At 33.5% G+C, this 26,435-nt stretch carries 28 protein-coding genes and 2 tRNA genes; 29 read left to right on the forward strand and 1 reads right to left on the reverse strand.

The annotated features are described in order from the left end of the window. Positions 1 to 3: 3 nt before the first annotated feature. From CCC31_RS10195 to CCC31_RS10320, 26 genes are all read left to right on the forward strand, one after another. Positions 4 to 663 carry a hypothetical protein gene (locus tag CCC31_RS10195; RefSeq protein WP_256278786.1) on the forward strand — a complete coding sequence of 220 codons (660 nt, stop codon included), beginning with the start codon at positions 4 to 6 and terminating at the stop codon, positions 661 to 663. Next, positions 650 to 952 carry a hypothetical protein gene (locus CCC31_RS10200; RefSeq protein ID WP_178515528.1) on the forward strand — a complete coding sequence of 101 codons (303 nt, stop codon included), beginning with the start codon at positions 650 to 652 and terminating at the stop codon, positions 950 to 952. Before CCC31_RS10195 ends, CCC31_RS10200 begins: the two co-directional genes overlap by 14 nt. 418 nt (positions 953 to 1,370) lie before the next feature. Further along, positions 1,371 to 2,258: a hypothetical protein gene (locus tag CCC31_RS10205; protein ID WP_178515529.1), complete on the forward strand. Its 888-nt coding sequence runs from the start codon at positions 1,371 to 1,373 to the stop codon at positions 2,256 to 2,258. Positions 2,259 to 3,054: 796 nt separating this feature from the next. Continuing rightward, positions 3,055 to 3,705: a recombinase family protein gene (locus tag CCC31_RS10210; RefSeq protein WP_290851366.1), complete on the forward strand. Its 651-nt coding sequence runs from the start codon at positions 3,055 to 3,057 to the stop codon at positions 3,703 to 3,705. A gap of 678 nt (positions 3,706 to 4,383) precedes the next feature. Further along, the gene (locus tag CCC31_RS10215) at positions 4,384 to 4,668 is read left to right on the forward strand and encodes a hypothetical protein (RefSeq protein WP_290851368.1); all 285 of its coding nucleotides are present in this window, start codon (positions 4,384 to 4,386) and stop codon (positions 4,666 to 4,668) included. Positions 4,669 to 4,728: 60 nt separating this feature from the next. Beyond that, the gene (locus CCC31_RS10220) at positions 4,729 to 5,613 is read left to right on the forward strand and encodes a DUF5688 family protein (protein WP_290851370.1); all 885 of its coding nucleotides are present in this window, start codon (positions 4,729 to 4,731) and stop codon (positions 5,611 to 5,613) included. A gap of 66 nt (positions 5,614 to 5,679) precedes the next feature. Next, positions 5,680 to 5,946, forward strand: a complete 267-nt coding sequence (locus CCC31_RS10225; protein ID WP_290851372.1) for a hypothetical protein — start codon at positions 5,680 to 5,682, stop codon at positions 5,944 to 5,946. Beyond that, positions 5,939 to 6,397 carry a JAB domain-containing protein gene (locus CCC31_RS10230; protein ID WP_290851374.1) on the forward strand — a complete coding sequence of 153 codons (459 nt, stop codon included), beginning with the start codon at positions 5,939 to 5,941 and terminating at the stop codon, positions 6,395 to 6,397. Before CCC31_RS10225 ends, CCC31_RS10230 begins: the two co-directional genes overlap by 8 nt. Positions 6,398 to 6,942: 545 nt before the next feature. Continuing rightward, positions 6,943 to 7,182 (forward strand): hypothetical protein, encoded by a 240-nt coding sequence (locus CCC31_RS10235; RefSeq protein WP_290851376.1) that lies wholly within the window; start codon positions 6,943 to 6,945, stop codon positions 7,180 to 7,182. 9 nt (positions 7,183 to 7,191) lie between these two features. Beyond that, positions 7,192 to 7,395: a hypothetical protein gene (locus CCC31_RS10240; protein ID WP_290851377.1), complete on the forward strand. Its 204-nt coding sequence runs from the start codon at positions 7,192 to 7,194 to the stop codon at positions 7,393 to 7,395. A 214-nt stretch (positions 7,396 to 7,609) separates the two neighbouring features. Next, entirely contained in the window at positions 7,610 to 7,867 is a 258-nt protein-coding gene (locus CCC31_RS10245; RefSeq protein ID WP_290851379.1) for an AbrB/MazE/SpoVT family DNA-binding domain-containing protein, read from the forward strand. Continuing rightward, positions 7,868 to 8,134: a type II toxin-antitoxin system RelE/ParE family toxin gene (locus tag CCC31_RS10250; RefSeq protein ID WP_290851381.1), complete on the forward strand. Its 267-nt coding sequence runs from the start codon at positions 7,868 to 7,870 to the stop codon at positions 8,132 to 8,134. It begins immediately after the preceding gene. 364 nt (positions 8,135 to 8,498) lie between these two features. Next, a complete protein-coding gene (locus CCC31_RS10255) occupies positions 8,499 to 8,750 on the forward strand; it encodes a hypothetical protein (protein ID WP_178514806.1) in 252 nt (83 codons plus the stop codon). Positions 8,751 to 8,794: 44 nt separating this feature from the next. Continuing rightward, positions 8,795 to 9,205 (forward strand): hypothetical protein, encoded by a 411-nt coding sequence (locus CCC31_RS10260; protein WP_178514804.1) that lies wholly within the window; start codon positions 8,795 to 8,797, stop codon positions 9,203 to 9,205. A 20-nt stretch (positions 9,206 to 9,225) separates the two neighbouring features. Further along, positions 9,226 to 9,966, forward strand: a complete 741-nt coding sequence (gene srtB / locus CCC31_RS10265; protein ID WP_290851384.1) for a class B sortase — start codon at positions 9,226 to 9,228, stop codon at positions 9,964 to 9,966. A gap of 331 nt (positions 9,967 to 10,297) precedes the next feature. Beyond that, positions 10,298 to 13,270, forward strand: coding sequence for a MobP2 family relaxase (mobP2, locus tag CCC31_RS10270; RefSeq protein WP_290851386.1), 2,973 nt, complete (start codon positions 10,298 to 10,300; stop codon positions 13,268 to 13,270). 113 nt (positions 13,271 to 13,383) lie between these two features. Next, complete coding sequence (locus tag CCC31_RS10275) at positions 13,384 to 14,199, forward strand: AAA family ATPase (protein ID WP_178514798.1); 816 nt, start codon at positions 13,384 to 13,386, stop codon at positions 14,197 to 14,199. A gap of 51 nt (positions 14,200 to 14,250) precedes the next feature. Next, positions 14,251 to 15,234: a ParB N-terminal domain-containing protein gene (locus tag CCC31_RS10280; protein WP_290851390.1), complete on the forward strand. Its 984-nt coding sequence runs from the start codon at positions 14,251 to 14,253 to the stop codon at positions 15,232 to 15,234. 100 nt (positions 15,235 to 15,334) lie between these two features. Then, complete coding sequence (locus CCC31_RS10285; protein ID WP_178514794.1) at positions 15,335 to 15,706, forward strand: hypothetical protein; 372 nt, start codon at positions 15,335 to 15,337, stop codon at positions 15,704 to 15,706. A 55-nt stretch (positions 15,707 to 15,761) separates the two neighbouring features. Continuing rightward, positions 15,762 to 16,811, forward strand: coding sequence for an IS30 family transposase (locus CCC31_RS10290; protein ID WP_290851392.1), 1,050 nt, complete (start codon positions 15,762 to 15,764; stop codon positions 16,809 to 16,811). 275 nt (positions 16,812 to 17,086) lie between these two features. Continuing rightward, positions 17,087 to 17,158 (forward strand) — tRNA-Gly (locus tag CCC31_RS10295). A gap of 421 nt (positions 17,159 to 17,579) precedes the next feature. Next, complete coding sequence (locus CCC31_RS10300; protein ID WP_290851394.1) at positions 17,580 to 17,702, forward strand: hypothetical protein; 123 nt, start codon at positions 17,580 to 17,582, stop codon at positions 17,700 to 17,702. 140 nt (positions 17,703 to 17,842) lie between these two features. Further along, positions 17,843 to 18,160 (forward strand): hypothetical protein, encoded by a 318-nt coding sequence (locus tag CCC31_RS10305; protein ID WP_290851396.1) that lies wholly within the window; start codon positions 17,843 to 17,845, stop codon positions 18,158 to 18,160. A 144-nt stretch (positions 18,161 to 18,304) separates the two neighbouring features. After that, positions 18,305 to 18,376 (forward strand) — tRNA-Gly (locus CCC31_RS10310). A gap of 331 nt (positions 18,377 to 18,707) precedes the next feature. Further along, positions 18,708 to 20,468: a hypothetical protein gene (locus CCC31_RS10315; RefSeq protein ID WP_290851398.1), complete on the forward strand. Its 1,761-nt coding sequence runs from the start codon at positions 18,708 to 18,710 to the stop codon at positions 20,466 to 20,468. Positions 20,469 to 20,638: 170 nt separating this feature from the next. Further along, positions 20,639 to 20,893 (forward strand): tyrosine-type recombinase/integrase, encoded by a 255-nt coding sequence (locus CCC31_RS10320; protein WP_158574495.1) that lies wholly within the window; start codon positions 20,639 to 20,641, stop codon positions 20,891 to 20,893. A 246-nt stretch (positions 20,894 to 21,139) separates the two neighbouring features. Here CCC31_RS10320 and CCC31_RS10325 read toward each other — a convergent pair whose 3' ends face one another. After that, positions 21,140 to 22,297, reverse strand: coding sequence for a helix-turn-helix transcriptional regulator (locus CCC31_RS10325; RefSeq protein WP_290851401.1), 1,158 nt, complete (start codon positions 22,295 to 22,297; stop codon positions 21,140 to 21,142). Positions 22,298 to 23,047: 750 nt separating this feature from the next. Between CCC31_RS10325 and CCC31_RS10330 the strand changes: the two genes are divergently transcribed. The 3 genes from CCC31_RS10330 (at position 23,048) to gltX (ending at position 26,429) form a co-directional block, all read left to right on the forward strand. Next, positions 23,048 to 23,464 carry a hypothetical protein gene (locus CCC31_RS10330; protein WP_022089413.1) on the forward strand — a complete coding sequence of 139 codons (417 nt, stop codon included), beginning with the start codon at positions 23,048 to 23,050 and terminating at the stop codon, positions 23,462 to 23,464. A 717-nt stretch (positions 23,465 to 24,181) separates the two neighbouring features. Then, positions 24,182 to 24,751: an AAA family ATPase gene (locus CCC31_RS10335; protein ID WP_022089412.1), complete on the forward strand. Its 570-nt coding sequence runs from the start codon at positions 24,182 to 24,184 to the stop codon at positions 24,749 to 24,751. 217 nt (positions 24,752 to 24,968) lie between these two features. Next, positions 24,969 to 26,429 carry a glutamate--tRNA ligase gene (gene gltX / locus CCC31_RS10340; RefSeq protein ID WP_022089411.1) on the forward strand — a complete coding sequence of 487 codons (1,461 nt, stop codon included), beginning with the start codon at positions 24,969 to 24,971 and terminating at the stop codon, positions 26,427 to 26,429. Positions 26,430 to 26,435: the final 6 nt, after the last annotated feature.

Raw genomic sequence — 26,435 nt, forward strand, 5'->3', positions numbered from 1 at the left:
TAAATGAAAGAAGAGTATATATATTCAGTGCAGGCAGCTTTTCTTTTACAAAAAACAATGCGGGAAATACAACATATGTGTGAAAAAGGAAGACTTAGGGCTACAAAAATAACAAAAGGAAAAGAGAAACTTCTAATTGATGCATCATCGGTGGAAGACATCTTTTATAAACAGATATCAAGATATAACAGAGTTTATAAGTACCTTAATTTGTCCGAGGAAGAAAGACTTGATTACTGGAATAATGTTGAGAAAAACATACAGATAAAGTTAAACACTGTAGATTATCTAAGCTTAAAGCAAGTGGCATATCTGCTAAACGTATCAGGTCAGGCCGTAACAACAATGATAGATACAAAAGAAGTAATGTGCTTCAATCTGTTTTATAAGGGAAGGGAAAGAAAATTCATCGATGAAATTTCCCTGGCAAAATTTGTCAAGAGACGTCTTGATGAAATTAAGGAAAAATATAAGTACCTCATATCCTACATTAATACGGAAAACAAGATGTTATTTTGGGAGGAACATGAGGAGGACATCGAAAAAATAATTGATTTTGACAACAAGAAAAGAGTGAGACAGTTAAGAAATCAAAGAGAAAGGGAAAGAATGAGTAAGCAGACGGAAACGTTAGCTGATAATAAGGAAAATGGCAAAGTTTAAAAAAGGTTTAGTTAATGACATAAGAGATGAATACGACAGAGAAGAAAAGCAGAAGAAATTAAGAGAAAAATATGAAACTCCGGAAGATGTTTTAATTGTTGAAAAAGACAATACTGTTAAGTTTTTTGTAAGAACAACCGGAAACGTTATTAAGCTTGTTGTTGGAATCATAATATTTATTCTTGCAGTCATTGGATTAACAGCAATTATATATCCTGAAACAAGAAATGAACTCATTCATCAGGGAATGGCTGTAATTAAGGAATTAAAAGGTTATCTTGGATTTTAAGAAAATAAAAAAAGCACCCTGCAGATGCTTTTTCTAAATATAATGTTAAAAAAATGTTGTCAATTGTTTTTGGGAAAAACAATTGACGTGGGGATAAATCAAACAATTCATGGAACAAACGAAAATATAAAAAGCTTACTAGAGGGATAAACCAACAAATGAAAATATAAAATCTTTATAAGTAAACAAATTTATATTTTATGCATAATGAATTGATATGACGGTTAGCATAACTAACTAACTAATTAATTAACCTAACCTAACCTAGCCTAACCTAGCCTAGTCTAACCTAGTCTAACCTAGTCTAACCTAGTCTAACCTAGTCTAACCTAGTCAATTTTCATTATATGTTAAAAGAAATATATTGTCAATTGGCTCCAACTAATTAATTAGAAGAACTTATAAGAGGAGAAATATAATGAAGATAAAAAACAAAATTTTAACAAAATTAACAAACTTAACAGAATGTGAATGGAAGTTGTTTGAATACATGATCAGACGACAGGACAATTCAGGAAAAGTATTTGGTGTTCATAATAAAGCAGTCTGTCAGACTACAAAAATGTCAAAGCAGAGTTTTTATAATGCCCTAAGGGGGTTGGCTGAAAAGAAAGTAATAACATATGAAGCGGGAGTTCCTGAATATACAGTTAATCCGGTAGCAAAACATAAGATATTTGGCAGAAGCATTGATTACAATGTTACCATCACAGATAACGATTTTTCCTATGAAGGAGCAGAAAGAGAAGGCTATGTATCCCTGCAGCGTAAATTATTCAGAAGCAAGGAATATGCTTCGTTGAAAGCTAATGAAAAGTTTCTGTTGTTTTGGTTTGCACATTTAACAAACGAAAACACTCAATCATATAAAAGAAAAGCCAAGGAGTTTTTAGGACAGTATTCAGCAATGCTTGGCGTGAGCAAGCGTGTAGTTCGTTCATACATGCATACTTTAAAAAACTTTTTTGCAATCGGAGTTCAAAAGGGAATATGCTACATTACATATTTGCATGAAAAGTTTGAAAAGGACTACAGTTCAAATCAACGTAATAATGTTCAGGAAAATTACATTCAGGGACTTGTAAGACATATGAAAATAAAGAAGGCAAGCACAAGAGACATCAAGGATACAGCTTATTTAATGTCACAGTATGATAAATTAGCAGAACTACATGGACGTGACATTAAGCTGCTGATCACAAAGATAATCATGTCTTGTGCACGTAAGGAAACAGAACCAAAGAACAGAGTACTTAATGCAAAGTACATACATAAAATAGTGAGAAGTGAATTGGCACTTTTTTAAAATGCATATCTTAATTTCGTAAATATAATCTAAAGCCTGCAGGTCAGGTTTATTTGTCATGCATTAAAAAAATCATAAATTATTTCGGTAGAAGAAGGAATACACAATATTTTCAAAAATAAGATGAAATTCAGAAAAAATCTAAAAAAGCTGACTTTTTTCTTGTTTTTTTTACATTAAGTCAGTCTAAATTTATGTATGTTTTTTACTATATGGTCAAAATAATATGATTACTACTTATTTTTCTAGTCAAAATTACTGCAGGATGTCTTTGTAGGAATCCCTTATAATAAGGGGATTTGTGAGAGGCTGAAAGTTTTCTATATATATTCTTTCTTTTTTATTTTTTCTATTTATATATCCTTTTAGCAAATAAGGTAGCGTTGCTCATTTAAATGTGTCCTTCGGCCACGGAGCAACGCAAGATAGCTAACGCTATCCTAAACTTGTCATGGAAGAATATAATTTAAAGGTGTACATTTTACGTTTTTCTTTTTTTAAGGGAACTTCCCTTAAAAGAAAAAATGAAATTTACTTAAATCGTATCACCTATACAATTTAAGCAGGAATGTAATAAGTGGAGGCGCAATATGGTAGAACCTACATTATTTAATGGTGGAATAGAATTATATTGATTAATAAAGTGTTCAGAACTGTTGAGTTTTGAATACTTTATTTTTTTGTAATACAAAAGTAACATTTGACATTTGACATATATTTGTCAAAGTGTTAAAGTATATTCATAAGTTATGTTCATAAATAAATGAACAGTTTTGTAACATTTGAGGTGATTTTTATGAAATATGGCTATGCGAGAGTGAGCACACATTGGCAGGCTGCAGATGGTAATTCTTTAGAGGCGCAGATTGAAAAATTGAATGCTGCAGGAGCTGAGAAGATATTCATGGATGAGTATTCCGGGAAAACCACAAGGCGGCCACAGTTGGAAGAGTTGCTTTCCTTAATATCTTCAGGAGATGAATTAATTGTTACCAAGCTTGATAGAATTGCTCGATCAGTAATTGAAGGGTCTGAACTTATTAAAAAACTTCAAAATGATGACGTGGTTGTCAATGTTTTAAACATGGGATGTATGGATAACAGTCCGACAGGTCGTTTGATTACGAACGTGATGTTAGCATTTGCAGAATTTGAAAGAGACATGATCATTGAACGAACTCAGGAAGGTAAAAATGCAGCCAAGAGGAACAATCCCAATTTTAAGGATGGAAGACCTTTGAAATTTGGAGAGGAACAAATCGAATTAGCATTGAAATTATTGGAAAATCATAGTTATAAGGAGGTAAGCAACATGACAGGAATTAGCAAGTCAACATTGCAGAGAGCAAAGAAAAAAAGATTGATTAAATATTTTGAATTATGTAATAATGTTGAAAATTTAGAGGAAAATGTAAAGAAAAAGCTTGATGAAGCCAAGAAGGATTAAGCATGATTTTCAGGGTGACAATTTTGTCACCTTTTTTCTTTTGAAGTTTTGTAAGTATTTTTAGAGTTTTTTAGCAAACTGGTAGCAAGATTTTTTTTGACAACTTTTTGAAATTTTATTTTCGCAAGAAAAGTTTGGAAGAAGAAGGATTTTATTTAGGTACCATTCCTACCCAGTCAGCTACGCTGACAGCCCTGCCCGTCTCCCAGGGCATTATGAAAAGATGTGGATATTAAGCCTTGCTTAATATCTTTTATGGAAAGCAGAGAAAAGTCCGAGGTGTCGGACTTTTTTTATTTTTCTCACCCCCCCAACCCCCGAATCACCGGGGGCTTTAGCTTGTTGAAAGTCGCACCCCGCCACTGTATAGGCAATTTTAGTGGCTACTTATTAAAATTTAAGTTCCGGCAGTTTCCATCTGATGAAATTATCAATGTGCCTGTCTTGCTTGATGCCATATTACTGCAGAACCTGCCATATTACTGCAAGGATAAAATGTACGTGCAAGCACGTCCTTGCAGTACGCAGAACCTGCAGTTTTTTGATGCCATCGCAAGACGATAAAGGCACATTGACAATTAAATATCATCAGAAGGGAAACAAGCCTTGAAACTTATAAATTTTCAATCATAAGTAGCCACTAAAAATAAAACTACACAGTGGCGGAAGGAGCTTAATATGTTAGTTGAGTTTAATTCTTATTCCATTAATGACAAAGTCATAACATTGTATTGTACAAATGTTGAAGACATCTTCGACAGAAACAGACATTACCCTCAGGAAGTAATGTATAGCTTTGATACTTCAAAGAAGTACCAAACAAGAACACTCATGAGCTGGCTGTTAAAACAGAAAGCTGTTAAAGAACTTAAAGGGACTAACCCGACATGGGGAGATGTTCTTACATCCATTCTTGGAACGGTTGTAAACGTAAGTTGGAGTAAATATAGAGTCTACGCCTAAGTAGGCTCTTTTAATTTATAAAAATAAATTTTAAGCCCAAAGGGCGGAAAGGATAATAACATGAATACTTTAAAAGAAGAAATGATTAAGAGAGTAGAGGAACTTAATGAAAAGTTAGAGGAAAAGGAATTTCACCTAGAAGTTAAGGAAGCTTTTAAAAATAATGGTAACAAGTTTGGAATTACAATTTTGTCCGATAATAATAAGTACAAAATGTGTCCAACAGTTTATAAGGAGTGTATGGAAGATATTTGGTATGACGATGACAAAGTAATTGAGTTCTTGGAAAGGATATATGAAGAAAACAAAGACAAAAAGCTTGATGTTAAAACGTTATGCAGTCGAGATTATATCTTGGAAAATGTAAGATTAAGAGTTGTTTCAGATGAAAATATAGGTGAAATTAAGAAAATGAATATAGCTTATAAACATTATCTTGACATGTTGATTTTATTTTACATAGATGTTTCAGAAGCTTCATCGGCAGATGCTACTGCAAGCATAACATTAAGAAAAGAAGAATTAGCAAGAGCAGGCATTGAACAGACAGAACTTCTTAATAGTGCCATAAGAAACATAGAAAACGACTACGTTGTATCTAGTATGGAAAAAGTAATTTGTGAAATACTGGATATCCCGGTAGAAGAAGCACCTGACATGTCAGGGGACGTTGAAATGTATGTAATAACAAATTCACATAAGATATTCGGAGCTGCTTCAATTTTAAGTACAAGAATACTTAATGCGGTATCTTATCTTATCGGTGGTGATTTTATCATTCTTCCATCAAGCATACACGAATGTATTGCTGTTCCTTATGGAAAGATGGAATCAGAAGAACTTAGAGAAATGGTTAGAGAGGTTAATGACAATCAAGTTTCACCAGAAGACAGACTTACATACAATGTATACAAGTATTCAAAAGGTGAGTTAAGCATTATGTAGAATAATTAAACTGAAAGAGGGAGAAAAGCTTTGCTTCTCTCCTGCTTTCAGGAAAGGAGAAAAATCATGGAGTTTAAGCTGAATTTAAAGAACTGCAGAATTAGTGGCAATGAACTAATTCTTTGTGATAAGCAGATTGTTGCCATACACAACTTTTTTGAAAGACAATGCATGCTTGAATATGTTGGAAACAATAATTGCAACTGGCCCGATGAAAAGATTGAATTTGTGGCCGGTAGAGCATATGAAATACTTCAGGAAGATGTTGATGATGAGAATGAACATTATGCAATTGAAAGTGCATTGGAAGAATGGGAGGAAAAGTATGCTTAGAAAATATGAAATGGAATTGGACGAACTTAAACATCCGTTAATGGTAGAAGAAAGCTCTTATGAATGTCCGGACGAAAGGCTGAACAGCCCGGAGAAAATAGTAAAGCTTCTTAATGAATGTTTCAGGCTTGATAAAAAAGCAGAGGAATATGTATACATGCTTGCATTTGATGCAAAATGTAATCCGCTGGGAGTATTTGAATTAGGTCATGGTTCAGTGAACGCATGTATTTTGAATCCCAGAGAGATTTTTCAAAGAGCATTGATATGTGGAGCAGTGAACATAGTAATTGCTCACAATCATCCTTCACATGACACTACCCCATCAAAAGATGATGATGTTGCTGCATCGAAGATAAGTGAGGCAGGAAAGCTTATGAAAATTCAGCTTGTTGATTTTATCATAATAGGCAATGGTTATTTTTCGTATGCAGAAGAAAAGAGAATATGAAAATAAAAAAGAAACAGAGATATCAAATTTTGATATGCTCTTTTTCTTTTTTATGGGCCGTCCCTCCCCGCCTGATTTGTTTACATCCAGATTCGCACTTCACACGTTGCGTTTTGTGCAGAATCTGTTATACAAACAAATCAGTTGCCGAACCCCCAACCGTAGGGACGGCCATTGTGTTTATTCCTTATCTCACCACGTTATTGGAAACGGACGTTGATATTTTCGTTTTCATGCATCCCAGGTCATTCTTTAAATTATGTTTCCTGATATGTTGGAAGGTTTGCTTTTTTTGCACCATTAAATCATTGAAAAAATGTTCTGCAAGGGTAAATTGCACGTGCGATGCACGCCCTTGCGAGAAATTTTCACAATGATTTTTTTAATGTGCAAGCAAACCAAAAACCAACATATACAGAAACAAATTTAATTTAAAGAAAGAAGGAGATTTAGCATGAAAACTTAATATCAACTAACAAAGGGAAGCACCCAATCCCAAACATGCCAGAAACAAATTTTAAATTTTAAAACCGGAGGTAAAGAAAATGATTAGAAAAAATAGCAAGGTAAAGGTTCAAATATTTGATAGCAATAACAAGGTGATTAAGACAATGGTACATGGAAAAGTTTTTAATGTGCATGAGGAAAATGGAAAGTTAGGAATAACATGGAACAAGGAATTTAAACCATTTAGCCACTTTGCTCCAAGTGTACACTTTGAAAACGTGATGACTGGTAGAGAATACCATTTTAGCAACATAACAGATAGATTGGAAAGGATATAGGTGGCAGGAATGGAAGATTTACAAAAAGTATGCGACTTACTTACAGATACACTAAGGGAAACAAGAAATTTAAGAAAATTAAAAAAATTGTATTACGACAAATCAACGGAAACAGTAACGGCAACATTTGAATGTGGAGGTATAAAAATAGCAAATGTTGCAGGTGATTCAGGAACGGCAATGATTAGCGACATCATAAAACAAGTAGTTTAAGGAGAAAACAGATATGACAAGAGAACAAAGAAAAAAGGAATTAAAGGGAAACATTCAGTTAACAGTAATATTTACAATGTACATATGGATGATTATGCAAGTTGCAATAAGGCTTTTGGAATAAATCCGATAAGCATTGATAAAAATGAAACATGTGAATATAATAAAAGTAAGAAAGTAAGAAAATCTTATTGTTTGAAATGGAGGTATTAACATGTTGACAGAATTAAGACAGAAATCACAAATAACAATTCCAAAGGAAATAGTTACAAAGCTGGGATTGGCTGAAGGAGATAAACTGAACATTATGGAAAAAGACGGAATGATTTATATAATGCCAGTTACGGTATATCCGAAAAATTACCTGAACGAGCTAAAAAATGAAATTGATGATGTTAAGGAAAAATTAAAGGCAGGGGAGCAACCTGTATTTGACAATCTGGATGCATTGTTTGATAAGTTGGAGGAATAAATGGCTTTTAGAATAACATATACACCAAGGTTTGAAAAAAACTTTAAGAAATTATCAGATAAGGAACGGGCACAATTTAAAAAGAAGTTAAAAATATTTGTTGAAAATCCATTTCACCCATCGCTTAGAACAAAACGCATTCAGGGAACGGAAGACTTGTTTGAGTTCAGTGTGAACATGGACATAAGAGTAATATGGTATTATGAAAATGATGAAATAGTCATGATTGTTGACATAGGACATCATGACATTCTTAAAAAATTTTAAAATGGTGCCAGCAGGAGGAAAGTATCACAGAAATGTGGTACTTTTTTTTGCCCGAATTATTAAATTTTTTCTTTTAAGGGGGGACGGCGTAGCCGCCGATTTTTCAGCTAGGTTTTCACGAAGCAGTGCGGACAGCCAGTGAAAAAAGAGCATAAGGGGAAACTGATATCAACTGCGTTGATAGTTAGGCAGTGCCTAACGTTTCCGTGATATTACTTATGCCCCTTAATACACACTTTTGTACAACCTAAAAGGTGTGTATTAAGCAAATTTTGCACCAAAAGTGTTGCAAAAATATCTTGTGAGATATAATATATATCTATATCTGAATGACAATATAAAAAGGAAAAATGAGGTGAAATGAATGAACATATCAATAAGGGATGTGGACCCGGTGGCAATTAAGAAAATAGATGAGCTGGCTAAAAAGAAAGGCATCAGCAGAAATGAATATCTTAAAAATCAGATTGCACAGATTGCGGTAATGAAGGATTTAAATGAAATTGAAAACAGATATTCAAATCTTGTTGATGCAGTGGCAGACAGATTGGAGCAGGCAAATGATGTGATAAGAGAAAACAGCATGCTACTTGAAAACATAAGGGATAAATATTAGGGGACAATTTTGTCCCCTAGAATATAAAGTGAAAGGAAGAAAGAATGGCAATAAGGAAAAATATATATTTTGATGAAAAGGAATACGAAAAACTGCAGGACATGAAATTAAAGTATGGATTAAAAAGTGATAGTGCAGCAATAAGCTTCTTGTTGCAGTCGGAAAGTTTAACCGATGATATTGCAAAGTCCGTGGTAAAGGAGTTCGAGGAAAGTTATATGAAGAGCGAAAGACTTAAATGGGCAACCAAGACGGCTGAACAAAATAGTATAGTCATATTGGATGCAATAAATACGCTGCTTCACATGTTCAAGGCCGATGCACTCATATCTGCGGAGCTTGCACCTAATGTTGTTGTGGAGCAGTCACAGAAAAACATAAAAGATAAGATAGCATACTTTAAACAGAAGAGTGATGAGAGAAAAAGAAAGCAAAGTGACAATTCGGGGAAATAAATTAAGAAAAGGTAGGAAAAATGAAAAGAGTTATAAACAAATTCATAGTCATTATATTATCTGCAACATTTCTTTTTAGTGGGGTTAAAATTGTAAATTACTATTATGAAGCTTATAAACAAAAAGAACTTTTTGATAACGTGGAGAACAAGATAAACAAAAAAGTAAATGGAAAGACAGATGTAAAAGGAAAGACGGTTCAAAATAAATATCTGAAATTATATAGAGAGAACAGTGATTTTGTAGGATGGATAAAAATAAAGGATACAAAAATTAATTATCCGGTGATGAAAACAACAAAGCAATTTGATTATTACCTAATGAGAAATTTTGAAAAGGAATACTCCATTTATGGAACACCTTTTATCGGAGAAAATTGTACAACAGATATTGCTGCATTTAATACAGTAATATACGGACATCATATGAATAATGAAACGATGTTTTCTGACTTAATAAAATACAAAGACAAAAATTTTTATGACACTCATAAATATGTTAGCTTCAACACTTTAAATGACAATAGAAAGTATATAGTTGTTTATGCTTTTGTTTCAGATGTAAACAAGAAAAATTCATTTGAATATTACAATGTTAACATCTGGAAGAATAAAAAGAAAAAATATATAAAGCAACTTGAAAAAATAAAACTTTATGACACAGGAGAAAAGATTTCGTTGAAAGACAAGCTGCTTACATTATCAACGTGTGACAACACAAATAAAAACAGCAGAATGGTAATTGTGTGTAAGTTAATTTAGGTGACAATTTTGTCTCCTAAAAAATTAAGAATACAGGGTGACAATTTTGTCCCCTAAAAAATTAAGAATACAGGGTGACAATTTTGTCCCCTAAAAAATTAAGAATATAGGGTGACAATTTTGTCCCCTAAAAAATTAAGAATATAGGGTGACAATTTTGTCCCCTAAAAAATTAAGAATATAGGGTGACAATTTTGTCCCCTAAAAAATTAAGAATATAGGGTGACAATTTTGTCCCCTAAAAATTAAGAATATAGGGTGACAATTTTGTCCCCTAAAAATTAAGAATACAAGGGGACAATTTTGTCCCCTAAAAATTTAAGGAGGAAAAATGGGAAAAATTAAGGCAGGAGTTGTGGTGGTGACTGAATTTTGCAGACCTAATGACAACCGGTTCCAAGGATATATTGATTACATTAATAGGAGTGAGGCAGTAAGAAATAAGAACACCGCAAAATATAATCTGTATCAGGATTACATGGGCAATCCAGAAAAGACCAGTGGATTGTTTACATCGGAAAAAGATAATCTGACGGAAAGCGAAAAAATGCAGCTAAAGGAAATATTTGAACAGGCACAAAAAAATGAGTCAGTAATGTGGCAAACAGTAATATCCTTTGACAATCGTTGGCTAAAACAAAATGGAATAATAAGTGAAAATGATGATGCAATAGATGAGGCAAAATTAAAGGAAGTTGCAAGAGGCGGAGTTAACAGAATGCTTGAAGCGGAAAAGTTGGATAATGCAGTCTGGTCGGGGGCAATTCATTTTAATACTGACAACATCCACATTCACATTGCAACTGTCGAGCCTGTTCCAATGAGGGAGAAGAAGGAATACACACAGTACGAATATGCATATCAAAATGGAAAAAGAATCAGAAAACCAATTTTGGATGAAAATGGAAAGCCACTAACCAAGATGGAATATAAAGGAAGGTTTAAGCCGAAGAGCATAGAAAAATGTAAGAGTTATGTTGTTAATGAATTAGTAAATGACAAAGAGAATAACATAAAGATTAACCAAATAATCAGGGACAGCATAGTGAAACAGAAGAGTGAGCATCCGCTTGTACAGGATGAAGAACTTGTAAAACTGTTTGAGGACCTGTATCAAAAAATGCCTGACTGTAACAGGAACTTGTGGAACTATAACAATCCGATAATGGCAAGGTTGCAAGCAGACATTGATAACATAAGCACAAATTATTTGGAAAAGTATCATTCAGATGAATTTAAGGAATTGAGAGAAAGAATAAACACGCAGGAAGAAGTATATAAGCAGGCTTACGGTGACAGTAAGAAAGATTACGGTAAAAACAAGATGAAGGATTTGTATACAAGACTGGGAAATGCAATTCTTAAGGAAATAAAAAAGTATGATAATGAACTAAAAAACGCAGAGGAAAAACTAGGGGACAATTTTGTCCCCTTAGATACAGATGATGAAAAAGAGTTAATTGATAAAGTTTATTCAACAGAAATTTATGGTGATGAAAATGAAATGAATGATGTTGATGTGGATGACTTCATAGAGCCGGAAGCAGATGTGGAGGATTCCTATTATGAATGGAGCAAAAAATATAAAAAGGCAAGAAGACTGATACATCAAAAAAATCCTGATTATGAAACAGCAACAATGCTTCTGTTGGAAGAACATGGTAAAGGAAACATTCTTGCTACATATGAGTTAGGAGATGTTTATAAAAAGGGAATTGGAACAAAGATAAATGCAAAAACAGCAGAGCATTATTACCAAAGAGCATTCAGGGGCTTTGAAGTTCAATTAAAAAATTGTTCAAGTGAAGACAAAAAATCAAGTTACGTAAATTACAGATTGGGAAAAATGCATTATTATGGTCAGGGAACAGAACAGAATTATGAACTGGCAAAGCAGCGATTTGAATTATCTGAAAATGATTATTCAAGATACATGCTTGGAAAAATGAAATATTATGGTCAGGGTATGGATAAGGATTTTCAGGGAGCGTTTAGTGACTTTAAATCGGTTTCTGAAAATAACGGATATGCAGCCTATAAGGCAGCCAGCATGATAGAAAATGATGAGGTAAATTTAGGGGACAATTTTGTCCCCCTCGAAAAAAAGGAAGAATTATATGACAGTGCATTCATTCAATTTTCAGAAATGGAGAGAAAAAATCCTGATGATAACTTGGAGTACAGAATTGGAATGATGTACTTGAATGGTCAGGGAACAGAACAGAATAACGAAAAGGGAAAGGAATATTTAGAAAAATCTGCAGAAGCAAAAAATGTGTATGCAATGAACAAACTGGCAAAAATTTATCTTGAAGAAAAGAACGTTGAAATGTTACCTAAAGCGTTGGAATATCTAAAGGAAGCTGCAACAGTCGGAAAAAGTGACATGGCAATGTATGTATTGGGAAACGTATACAGTGATAATGAGTATGGAATGAAAGATAAACTGGAAGCTGAAAAGTGGTACAGGATGGCAGAAAAAGAAGGAAATGGATATGCAGCTTATAAGCTTGGAAAGTTAAAAATTGATGGTGGAAACATCAGAGAAGCAGTTGAGCATCTATCAATGGCAGACAATAAGTATGCATGGTACAAGTTGGGGAAAATATATTTAAATGAAAACGAGGAAATGTTTAATCCTGAAAAGGGAATAATGTACATGGAGAAGTCTGCAGAAGAGGGAAATTCATTTGCACAGTATCAGATTGGAAAAATATACAATGATGGAAAGTACATTGAAAGGGATGAAGAAAAATCCATGTATTGGTTTGGCAGGGCATCGGAGCAGAATAATGAATATGCTGCTTACCAACTTGGAAAAATTTATTATGACAAAAAGGACTATCCAAATTCAGAGCAACAATTTTTAAAATGCGAAAATGAAAGCATTAAACCATACTCAGATTATTACTTGGGTAGAATGTATCTTGATACGGAAGGTCAGCTCTATAATCCAAACAAGGGAATTGAATGCATGGAACGCTCAGCCGGGGCAGGCAATGACACGGCTGCGTTCATGCTTGGAATTACTTATCTGAAAGGAGAAGCAGTAAGACAAGATAAAACATTAGGACGGCAATGGATTGAAAGAGCTGCAGAAAATGGAAATGAATATGCATCGGATTTTTTGAAAAAAATGAATGATGGGCAAAATGCAAGTTTCAGATTAGGACACAGAAAAGCAATGATATTATCCAATGCTACCAGAGCACTAAAGAAAGCATTGAAAGAGGAATGGCAAAAGAGGCAGAATGAGAAGGAACACGAAAAACTTGTTGAGGAAAGCATTGAAAGAGGAATGTAGAAATACAAGGGGGACAAAATTGTCCCCTAAATTTATAAGAAAGACTTGACAATATATGGTCAAAGAAATATAATTATATTGTCAAGACAATATATAGAAAGGAAGACGAAAAAATGAAAACAATTGCATTTATAAATAACAAGGGTGGCGTAGGAAAGACTGCTTCGGTAACATCAGTTGCACATATGCTTGCGACAAGATATAATAAAAAAGTATTGGTGGTGGATACGGACCCACAGATGAATACAACAATGATGTTCAGCAATGTGGACTTTGTAAGCATTTTCAATAAGATATATAAAGGTGGAATGGAGAATACGGCAAAAAACATAGAGACATTGCTACTGGATAGAAATGTAGATATACATGATTGTATCTTACATACAGATTATGAAAACTTAGACATTATTCAAAGTTGTTTAACGTTGTCGGAGGCAGAAGAAAGAATTAAGGGAGATGTTATTTCACCTCAACAGTTTAAACTTAAAAGACATTTAAAGAAAGTTGAAGACGAATATGATTATTGCATAATCGACACCAGCCCATCATTATCAATCATTAACATTAACGGATTGGTAGCGGCTGATGAAATTTATATTCCGCTTAAATGTGATGGAGGTTCGCTTCTAGGAGTGGCAATCATTATGAGCATAGTTGATGTTGTTAGAGAAAGTAATCCGGAATTAAAGGTAGGTGGAATGTTTTTCACACAGTGGAATGGAAGAAAGAATGTGTCAAAGGCAGTGTATGAATTGCTTAATGATTCTTTTGGCGAATACATCATTCCTATTTCAATAGCAACAAACAAGAACATTGAGGAAGGCAGCCTTATGCAGATTCCGTTGCTGGCTTATGATAATGGAAAAAACAAGTGCAAGGCTACAAAGGATTACATAGAACTTACAGAATACATTTTAAATAGAAAATAGCTTAATGAGACAAGGGGACAAAGTTGTCCCCTAAAAGGGAAAGGAGACAAAATGGGAAAATTCAGTGTTAATTCCATAAGAGGAAATGAAGACGGAAAAGGATTAAAGGTTGATGCAGTGGAGGGCGAAAAAAAGCTAAGACTTGGAGAAGGTCTTCTTAATGATGCATCAAAGGATGTTATCAAAATGAGAATAGTTAATCTCGATAGAAATAAAATAAGGAAAAATTCAAAAAACAATTACAGTATCAAGGACATAGATTCGCTGGCAGAATCAATAAGGATTTATGGAATTGCTTCACCTCTTAATGTAAAGAAAATAAATGATAATGAATACATGCTTTTAGGTGGAGAGAGAAGAATAACAGCAATAGACAAACTGATAGAGGATCCAACTGTTCCGGAATGGAATGAAGATACATTGATACCATGTACCATAAAGGATTTGGATAAAATAAAATTACCTTTGTCGGATGAGGCCAAGGAACAGTATGCTTTAATTACAACTAACAAGGAAGCTAGAAAATATACTGATGCAGACAGATACATTGAGGTTCAGGCATGGAAGAGAATCATTGATGAATTAAGAGCAAATGGTGTAGACACAATCAACATGGAAGATAAGGATATTCAAATCAAGGGAGAAAAGACAAGAGACATATTGGCAAGAACAACCGGAATGTCACAAGGCCAAATACAGAGATACAACAAGGTTGAAAACAATGCAACTGCAAATTTGATTAATTCTGTATTAGATGATGAAATAAGCATTGGTGTTGCAGAAAGAGCAGTTGATATTCTAACACCTAGAGAGCAGGACAGTCTGGCAGAGGCTGCAAGGTCACAGAAGATAGCTCCAATAGATGTTGATACCTTTAAAAAGGAAGAACCAAAGGAAGAATACACAGACAAGGTTAATTCAGATGTTGAAGAATTATTGGAGAATATTAAGAATAAGAAAATCTATTTTACAGAGAAGCAGGAAAGGGAATACACAAAGCTGATTAAAAAACTTGCAAATATTCTTAACAAATAATAAAATATAGAAAGTAAAAAATGTGGGTGACAATTTTGTCCCCTAAAAAATTAAGAATATAGGGTGACAAAGTTGTCCCCCTGCTTGGAAAGGATATACGATGGCAAGAATGAGAAAAAATGCTGTAGCATTTTCAAGCTATATTACGCAAGATTTAAAAAACATAATGGAGTTTTTAATAGAGAGAGAAGAAATAACCAAGGTTGTATTTATTAGAAAAGCAGTAAGATATTTTCTTAGTGGTGACAGGGTAATTGATAAAAGAGTAATGATACCAAGAGGAGAACCAAATTACATATCAAGAAGTGCTCTTATAACCAGTTACATTGACATTGACCAGAAGAAAGAATTGGAAGACATAGCATGGTCGCAAGGCTCTAATTTTTCTGCAGCATTATATCAGGCGTTATTAGAGTATAGCGCAATGATGATTACGATAGATGATACAGGTTTTGTTTACAAGAAAAAATAATATGATTTGACAGGGCTACAGAAATGTAGCCCTTAATGTTTATGAGGGGATACATATGCGAAAAAATTTTAAGCAACTTACAAGAGAACAACGAATTAAAATTGAGGCTTATCATAACTTGAAGATGTCCGTAAAGGAAATAGCAGAGCATGTAGGATGCCATTTTACTACAATATACAGAGAATTAAAAAGAGGTAAGACAACAAAAATATCAGGAAGTGATTGGAAGGATAAGGAAATATACAGTTACGATTTGGGGCAAATCGCACATGAAGTTAATAAGAAGAAATGTGGTAGAAAAAGGATTCTGCAAGATGACATTGAATATATCGAGTACGTTGAAATGATGATATTGGATTACAAATATTCACCTGCCGCAATACGACAGGAAATCATACGAGACAAATTGGACTTTAATACTAATGTATGTACTACTACAATATATAACTATATTAAAGCAAATATGTTTCCAAACATAGTATTGGCTGATTGCCCTTATAGAAAAAAGAAAAAGGTAAAACGAAAAAAACAACAAATCCAAAAGCGATATCCCAAAGGTACAAGCATTGAGGAAAGGCCAGAGAAAATAGACAACCGGGAAGAAGTAGGACATTGGGAAATGGATTCAGTGGTTGGCCCGCAAGGCGAAGGCTCAAAAACATTACTTGTTTTGACGGAGAGAAAGACGAGAAAGGAAATAATCAGAAGAGTAGATAATCATACATCGCAAGAAGTTGTAAAAACATTGAACAGACTGGAAAGAGACATGGGAGAAAGGAAGTTCAGGGAAACATTCAAGACAATTACTGTAGACAATGGAACAGAATTTTCTGATTGGGAAGGAATGGAGAAAAGCAGGCGAAACAAAAAGATTCCCAGAACAAAGATATATTACTGTCATGCATACAGAAGTTGCGAACGTGGAAGCAATGAAAATCAAAATCGAATGATAAGACGCTTTTTCCCAAAAGGTACAAACTTTGATAACGTATCCAAGAATGCAATTAAAGAAGTTCAGAAATGGATGAATGACTATCCTAGAAAAATTTTAGGATGGCTTACGCCTGATGAACTTTATAATATGGAAATAAACATAAGCCCGTAGTCAATAACTGTTAGGAGACAATTTTGTCACCCTTTATAGAAAAGTAAAATTCAATTAAAAAGTCCAAGGGTGGAGTTTGGTCTTTTTTTATATATTCAAAAAGCAATAGCTATATAATGACGAAATTTTTATTTAGAAAAAGCAGAAAATGCATACAAAAAAGTTCTAAAAAAAATATTTGCATTTATTATTGACTTTGGCAAAAAAGTTGAGAAAATTAAAAAATAGTTGACAACAGCTGAGTCTTATAGTATAGTAACTCTTGCATTTAATGCGCGCGAGTGGCTCAGTGGTGGAGCACCTCCTTGCCAAGGAGGGGGTCGCGGGTTCGATCCCCGTCTCGCGCTTTTATTTTTTAAGAGGTATCCAATGGATACCTCTTTTGTTATTTTGTTCCGCGACGTGTATCGAACCCGTGCGGGTTCGATGTCTCGCCTGCCGGCTCAGTCGTTGCTTCTGCTTCGCAGAGGTGTCCACCGGACACCAACAACCCGTCTCGCTTTTTGAGTAACGATAAATAACTATACTGACAGTTAGTGGTTGAAATCTTGAAACGTTTGAAAATTCAATATATAATTATAATATTAAACGGATAAGTGTGACGAAGATTAAAAATGATTTTACTGACAAGCAATATCGTTATGAAATATATTTGTCAGACCTAAGAAAAGTTGTATAGGAGAAATGCAAAATAGTAATAAACACCCGATAAAGAAGGTACAAATAGGTAAGATTGAATTATAAAAGCTATGAAGCGAGGTAGTAGATATGGAAAAAGACCCGTTTAAGGAATATTTGAGGGAGTCTGAACCGGATAAAGCTTATAAAGGTTATGCTTGGAGTACGGCAATCGGACTTCAGGCGCTGGACGGACTCAAAACATCTAAATAAATGCACTCGTTCGTGCAAACTATACGAACCTGCAAAAAGGTATTCACGAAACAACAGAATATTTGGAAGCGTTTCCCAGAAACTTGCTTTTGAACGAGAAAAAAGAACTTCATAATCGAAATCTTCATATAAGTGGACTTTTGAATGAAGAAAAAGTGGACATTGGAAATGCAAAAGTGGACATTGAAAATAAAAAAGTGGACATTCAAGACGAAAAGGTGAATATTGAAAATATACTTTCCGAAAAAAGCAGCGATTTCTCGATAAAAACGACAGTTCATATCCATAGACTTTTTGATAGGTTTGGTTTTGATGAAGTTTTTGGAAGAAGTGCAGTTATGGAACTTCTTGAGATGAAAAGTTCAGGTGCTTCAAAACTTATTTCCAATTTGGTGCAGGCGGATATTATTGAACCGGTATCTGGTTATGGAAAAGGAAAATATAAATTTAAGAAGTAAATTAGAGAATTCTAAGGAGTGATGATTACTGATGACATCTTAAAAGATATTAGTGGGGCACTATCGAAAAAAATAAAAAAGGACTTTACAAAATATAAAGAGTATAGTATATTATTTCTTGCGTGTGACGCACACGTAAGATTTGCGCGAGTGGCTCAGTGGTGGAGCACCTCCTTGCCAAGGAGGGGGTCGCGGGTTCGATCCCCGTCTCGCGCTTTTATTTTTTAAGAGGTATCCAATGGATACCTCTTTTGTTATTTTGTTCCCACGACGTGTATCGAACCCGCGCGGGTTCGATGTCTCGCCTGCCGGCTCGGTCGTTGCTTCTGCTTCGCAGAGTCATCCACCGGATGACCGCAACCCGTCTCGCGCTTTTTTTAACATTTTTAGGAGTTTTTTGTGTTTGTACATATATATGGAAAATCTTAAAATTAAAACACTTTCCTAAAAAAATAATCCCATATATAAAATTAGGATACTAACAAATAACTCTTTAAAAGTGTATAATTGCAATGAATATTTAATCAAATGAAAGAGAGGTTAAGAAATGAAAGGGTTAAAGAAATTTGGTGCAATTATTTGTGCCATTGCAATGATAGTATCTTCGATTACATACTATCCAACAAGCAATGTAAGTGCAGCAACATCATTACCACCTAAGAAAGTAATAGGACTTGTTGCTAATAGCAAAAGTGGTTCGGATACAATTGAAAATGCAATTATGTTTGCATGGGCAGGAGCCGATGACCCAGCAAATGTAGCTGGATATGATCCAACAGTTACATCAACAGTTATTTATATTTACAAGGATGGAAAGCAAGTTACAAAGATTGGCAATGCTACAAAAGGCGGTGTAGTAGGTGGACTTTCAGCAGGTTCATATACAGCAAAGGCCGCAAATGTAAACAGCATGGGAGAAGGAGAATTATCAGAAACAGTTAGTTTTACAGTAACAGGAGCAACTCTTAATTACACATATCCTGTTAATTGCATAGGTCCAAAAACACCGGCGGGATTAAGTTATATTACAGGAAATCCGGAAGTTCCTGCTGACAATCCGGCGCAGGCAGACAATAAATTAGGTGTTGCATGGGCACCATCATCAGAAGCAAGTATTCCATCAGCAGATTCATCAGTTGTAGGTTACAATTTATATTTATTTGATGCAAAGACAGGTACACCTTACAGACGTGTATATGTAGATGGAATTACCAGTTCATATTCTATATTGGAAAGTGTATCGGCAGGTGAATATCTGGCATATTTATCAGCAGTGGATGCAGAAGGCAGAGAGTCAGCTTTGGCGGCAACATCATTTGGTCAGCCATCAAAGGTTACTGTTAAAGGTAAGATTATAGATAATGCACAGTCATTTGACAAACCAAATCAGCCAAATTTACCACTTGGACTTTCAATTTTAACAGAAGGTATAGACTATGGATTTACTATCGCATGGTCTGATGTGGCAGATTTAACAGGTCAGAGATTGAATCTTTTTGTAGATGGTGTTTGTATCAAGGTAGGAATCAATGGAAAAGTGGCAAGTTACTATGAAAACAGACTTGCGACAGGTACATATGAAGTAGAAGTAAGATCACAGTATACAAGTAACAATGTAGAATCATTTGGATTAAAGAAAACTGTGTCAATTAAGGCAGACCCTGGACTCTCAGGAAAAACACCTGCAGAACTTGCAGATCCTGCATATTCAGAATACAAGGAACCAACTACAAATCCAACAACTACTGCAGAAAATGAAACAACACCAGTAGTTGAGACAACTCCATCAGTTGAGACAACACCATCAGTTGAGACAACACCTGAAATAGAAACTACAACTGAGAAAACAGAGACAACACCATCAGTTGAGACAACACCTGAAATAGAAACTACAACTGAGAAAACAGAGACAACATCAGCAGTAGAAACTACAAAGCCACAGGAGTCAAATACAAATGCACAAACAACGACTAAAAAACAACCAAGTCAGACTACAGAAAAATCATCTGTAAATGTTGGAAAGGCAGTTGTTAAAAAAGCAATTAAAAAGAAAAATGCTAAGAAAATAAGTCTTACATTGAAGAGAGTTAAAGGCGCAACCAAGTACAAAGTACAGATTGCAAAAGATAAGAAGTTTAAAAAGACAATAGTGACAAAAACAACTAAGAAATTGACATATAGTGTATCAAATAGCAAGTTTATAAAGGCTAAAAAATTGTATGCAAGAGCAAAAGCCATTGTTGTCAAAGGAGAGAAAACTTATCAGGGCAAATGGTCAAAGCCAAAGCAGGTTGAGATAAAAAAATAAAATTATAAACAGTTAAAAATAGAAGGGAAAGCCAAAATCCGGTTTTCTCTTCTTTTTTTAATGCTTGGAAATAGACAAACAGCCATATGACAAAACGTTACCTCAAGGATTGGGCTTATTCAAAAATTATAGACTATCAATTAACCTCTAAAGCCTTTGGCAGTATGGCATTGATATTACGAGAAATTTTTGATTTGGCTTCTGATGAAGAATTTAACATTATTGACAGAAATATTAAATATCGGTCTGTTCATAAGATAAGAAAAACTGTATGTTCTACTCTGATTGATTCAGGTATCAATATTAACACAGTTCGTGAAATCATGGTACACTCCGACGAAGAAACAACTTTAAGAAATTATACATTTGACACTAATGAAGCGTCAGACACCGATAAAGCAGTCATTAAAGCCTTATCTATTTAGCTAACAGTAACTACAAGGTAACTTAAAAGTAATTAAAAGTAACCTTATTTATCGGGATAAATTGCCAGAACCCCTTTATTTATGGGGGCTCTGAACAATTCACTTTAGGGTTCGATGTCTCGCCTACCGGCTCGGTCGTTGCTTCTGCTACGCAGAGGTGTCCACCGGACACCCGCAACCCGTCTCGCGCTTTTTTTTTATGGCGTGTCTCGAACCCGCACGGGTTATCTTAATAAAAGGTAAAGTCTAGTTATTTTTGTTGCTTTTTATTACATTAGCAAATTTTTCACCATTATTATCCATATTGCAACCGATTACAAAGTCAATGATTTCCTGCAATTGTTGTGCCATAAATTCTTTTGTATAAGATTCCATATAACCTATTGCACGGTCATTGTATTTGGCACGTTCAGTCTCTGATGCAAGAACTTCCTGATGATATTCATACATGCTTTTCATTTGTTCTTTTAATTCATCTAAATATTTTTTTGCCTCATCGATATTGTCTAATCGAATTTCTGCAAAAATAATAAACTTATAAATATCTCTCATAAAGCCTCGACAATATGATTTCATTTCTTTTTTCTGGCAAAAAGTTTCCATTAATGAAAGAGAATATTTGCCATGCTCAACAGCTTTCTTAGGATTTCCCCAAGCAAAACTTTGTACTGCATATAAATTCTCTTTGTTAATTGCTCTGACAAAATTTTGAAGATTAACAGTTAAAACTTTACTCATTTCTTCAAATCCATTTTCAAATAAAGTAATTTGAGCGAGTATGCTTTCCTGCAGACGATTCGATTTTATTGTTGGAAGCTGTTCGATATGCTCCCTGGCATATGCATAATTTCCATCATGAATATAAATCCAGGCGAGTGCGAAATGAGCTCTTTCATTCCATTCTCTATCATCTGTAAATCTTATTGCATTTGAACCATATTTAATTGCAAGTTCCCTAAATTCAGACCATTTATCTTCCGCAAAATGATTATAGTGAACAAAACGGCTTAAATTTGCAACCTGCTCTACGAAATAAACTGAATAAATATAATTATCAGGATCTTCGTAGATCTTCTTTAACATGAACTGGCATTTTGCCAATGCAGCTTCCTCGTTGCTTTCTGCATCTGCTTCAATTTTTTCGATGTTTCTCTTAAGATTAATATAGATTTGACTGTCATATTTTTCTTCATTAATGCCAAAAAGTGAGTTCGTAGAAACACGAAGAGTTTTTGCAAGTGGTACAACTAAAGAAATATCCGGCATTCCGGTTCCGTTTTCCCATCTGCTTACCGCCTGTGGTGTTACTCCTACATGCATAGCAAGTTCTTCTTGTGTTAAACCTAATTGTTTACGTATTCTTTTTATATTATTTCCTATTGATTCCATAAAATTTTTAGCCAATAATCTGGCATCCTCCTAATTGATTATCGGTACCGTGATTAAAATATATCATTGAACATTTGACTACACAAACAATGCTCTATTACATGAATTCAATTTTGCGTTGAGTTAAAAAGAGCAGGGGTGTTGTTAAAAAAGTATAACATAGCTTGTTATTAATTTAGCAAAATCTTTAGAATAGTTAAATTATTAATACTGAATGAAAGATAGTAAAAGGTGTGACTATATTGACGGTGTATAGCAAAAACACGCTTCAAGCGATGAAAGTGTAATATATAAGTCAAAATACTACCACCATGGCGCAAAACCAGTTAAATAAACACTCAACATATAAAATAGTGTACTAAAAATAAAAAATGAGAACTTTAATTATTCGGTGAAAAAAAGTATTATAATTAATATAAAATTGAAAGGGAGCAGATTATTTATCTGTTCGGATATAGATTTTCCATCAAGGAAAATCAGGAGAGGGTTTAAATATTATATAGTGTAACGGGAGGTAAAAGGGAGCAGTAATTGCTCTCTTTTATTGTATAAAGTGATAATTTAATTTAAGTATTTTTGTATAGTCATACAAAGTCGTGTAAAGTTGGTGTGATTTTATGGAAATCAAAAATGTAATCTGATATAATAGCAACTAACGGCGACGTCGGTAAGAACGACTAGTCATGTAACGATTTAGATATATGAAGGTATTGGTTAATTAACCATTATATATCATAAAATAAAAGACGCAAAGGAGACAGAATAATGGGCGAATTAGTTTTTAGAGGCATTCAGGTAAATGAAATCGACATGTCAAATGAATTACAGGGACAGGTAAAGTTAGATATTGAACAGAGAGCATCTTTCAATGTTAAATATACACAGGATATGAAACATTGTATCGCAACTTGTGTAGTAGATATGATGAATAAGAATGCACCAAATGATTTTAATTTCAAAATAAGCGTAAGAGCAAGCTTTGATATTGAAGGAGAAATGGAAAAGAAAGAAGTACATAAGAAAGCATACGATGAAATGTATCCACATATGAGAGCATTAACAATGTCAGTACTGACAACAGCAGGTATGCCACCTATTGTAATTCCAAAGATTAAGATGGATGAAAACAACATCAAAGTTGAATCAGGAAACAAAAAAGAAGAAGAGAAGTTCTATAGCTAAAGTAAAATATAACAATATAATAATAAAGTGAGAAGAAAAATTTCTTAATTATAATTAAATATAACAGTAAAAAAATAAGAAAGGATTTTCTTCAATTGCAATTAAATATAATGATAAAAAAGGGATAAAAACATTTTTATCCTTTTTTTATTGGTTAAATAGTAAAAATAGGAGAAAAAGCTTTGAAAATTCACAAAAACGACCTAAAAAATGTGCATTATGTATAAAGAAATAGATGAAACATAGAAAAAATTCACAAAAAAAATAATATTTTTAAAGAATATTGCAAAAAACGTTTTTAATTATTAAACTAAAGAAGTATTAGATTTTTAGGTAATATAATAATCTAAACCCTTTCAATTTTATGGCATCTTAGAGGCATCTAAGATGCCATTTCCTGTTTCTGATGTAGAATCAATTTGAAAAAAGTGTTTATTCTATAAAAAAGATTCCCATAGTGCTATTAGTAAAAATAAAAAACTCACCATAATAGTACTTGATAGAATCAAAAAAGTTCACCATAATAGTATTTAGTAAAATTAAACAAAAATAAAGTAAATAATTAGAGCGACTTTCTTATGCTATTCCTATTGACTAATAAAGAATAGAAGTGGTAAAATAATTTGAAAATCGGGTTTTTTGTAACGATTTTTTTTAGGAAAGAAAATTCTATATTTTACAATAAAGATAATATGTTAGAAAGAGGTTGTAATCATTATGAAGAAATTAATTCTGGTAACATCACCACCAGCATGTGGTAAGACATTTGTAACAAGAAAATTAGCTAAGGCAATGCCTAATTGTGTATATCTTGATAAGGATACATTAATTGTATTATCAAAACAGATATTTGTAGTTGCTAATCAAGAATATAACAGAAGTTCAGATTTCTTTGAAGAAAATATTAGAGATTATGAATATGATGCAATAATGGAAGTTGCATATGAAGCATTAGAGTACAATGATACAGTATTTATCAATGCTCCATTTACAAGAGAAGTAAGACAGCCTGAATATATGGAAAACTTAAGACAGCAGTTATTAAAACGTGGTGCTGAATTAGTTGTTGTTTGGGTTAAATGTGACGTAGAAGTTTGTCGTCAGAGAATGATTCAGAGAGATTCAGACAGAGATACATGGAAATTAGAGCATTGGGATGAATATGTTAAGAAACTTGATTTCTCAATCCCACAGGGAATTAAGAATTTATTTGAATTTGACAATTCATCTGATAACTCATTTAAGGAATCATTAAAGAATGCAGTAGATTATTTCAATAATTTATAATTGCAGAATATTAAGAATTAGAAAAGATAAAAAGGATGTTATTACATAGATAGCTTTTAGCTTAGAGTGTAATGACATCTTTTTTGACGTAAAATATGATAAATAAAGGAATAGAAAAATCTTTAACCTGTCATACGAATCAATAGACAACCTATAAAAAATAAACTATAATAAAATTAGTGTGTAAAAAGAGATACTTAAATCGAGGAGAAAGAAAATGTCAAAGGTTAGAACAAGATTTGCACCAAGCCCAACAGGCAGAATGCATGTAGGAAATTTAAGAACAGCATTGTATGAATTTTTAATCGCAAAACATGAAGGTGGCGATTTTATTTTAAGAATTGAGGATACAGACCGTGAACGTTATGTTGAAGGTGCTGTAGACATCATTTATAGAACATTGGAATCTACAGGTCTTATACACGATGAAGGACCTGATAAAGATAAGGGATATGGTCCTTATATTCAGAGTGAGCGTCAGGCATCAGGAATTTATCTTAAGTATGCTAAGCAGCTTATTGAGCAGGGAGATGCATATTATTGTTTCTGTGACAAGGAAAGACTTGAATCTTTAAAGACAAAGGTAGAAGAAGGTGCTGATAAGGAAATTACAGTTTATGACAAGCATTGCCTTTCATTATCAAAAGAAGAAGTAGAGGCTAATCTTGCAGCAGGAAAGCCATATGTTATCAGATTCAATATGCCAACAGAAGGAACAACAACTTTTGTTGATGAAATTTATGGTGAAATAACAGTTGAAAATAAGGAATTAGATGACATAATTTTAATTAAGTCTGACGGATATCCAACATATAACTTTGCAAATGTAATTGATGATCATCTTCAGGAGATTACACATGTAGTAAGAGGAAATGAATATATTTCATCATCACCAAAGTATCAGAGAATATATGATGCATTTGGATGGGAATCACCAAAGTACGTTCATTTGCCATTAATTACAGATGAAAATCACAAGAAGTTAAGCAAGAGAAGCGGACATTCTTCATATGAAGATTTACTTGAGCAGGGATTTGTTTCAGAGGCAATTGTTAATTATATAGCACTTCTTGGATGGAGCCCTGAAGATAACAAGGAAATCTTTACATTAGATGAATTGATTAAAGAATTCGATTATCATAAGGTAAATAAATCACCATCTGTATTTGACATTGTTAAATTAAAATGGATGAACGGTGAATATATTAAGGCGATGGATAATGACAAGTATTATGAACTTGCAATGCCATATATAAAGAAAGTAATTACAAAGGATTACGATTTAAAGAAGATTCTTGATATGGTAAAAACAAGAATTGAAGTGTTCCCTGAAATTCCTGAAATGGTTGATTTCTTTGAAGAATTACCTGAATATGATGTGGCTATGTACACACATAAGAAGATGAAAACAAATTCTGAAAATTCATTAGAAGTATTAGAGGAATTATTACCAATATTAGAAGCTACAGACGATTATTCAGTACAGAATCTTCATGATGTAGTATTTGAATATATTGCTAAGAAGGAATGCAAGAATGGTCAGGCTTTATGGCCACTTAGAACAGCAGTGTCAGGAAAGCAGATGACACCTGCCGGAGCTTTTGAAATAATGGAAGTTATTGGTAAGGAAGAATCCTTAGCAAGAATTAAAAAAGGAATTGAAATGTTAAAAGCATAGTATATA

Source organism: Eubacterium sp. LMAG:50 (genome assembly GCF_008680265.1).
Lineage (GTDB): Bacteria > Bacillota > Clostridia > Lachnospirales > Lachnospiraceae > Eubacterium_U > Eubacterium_U album.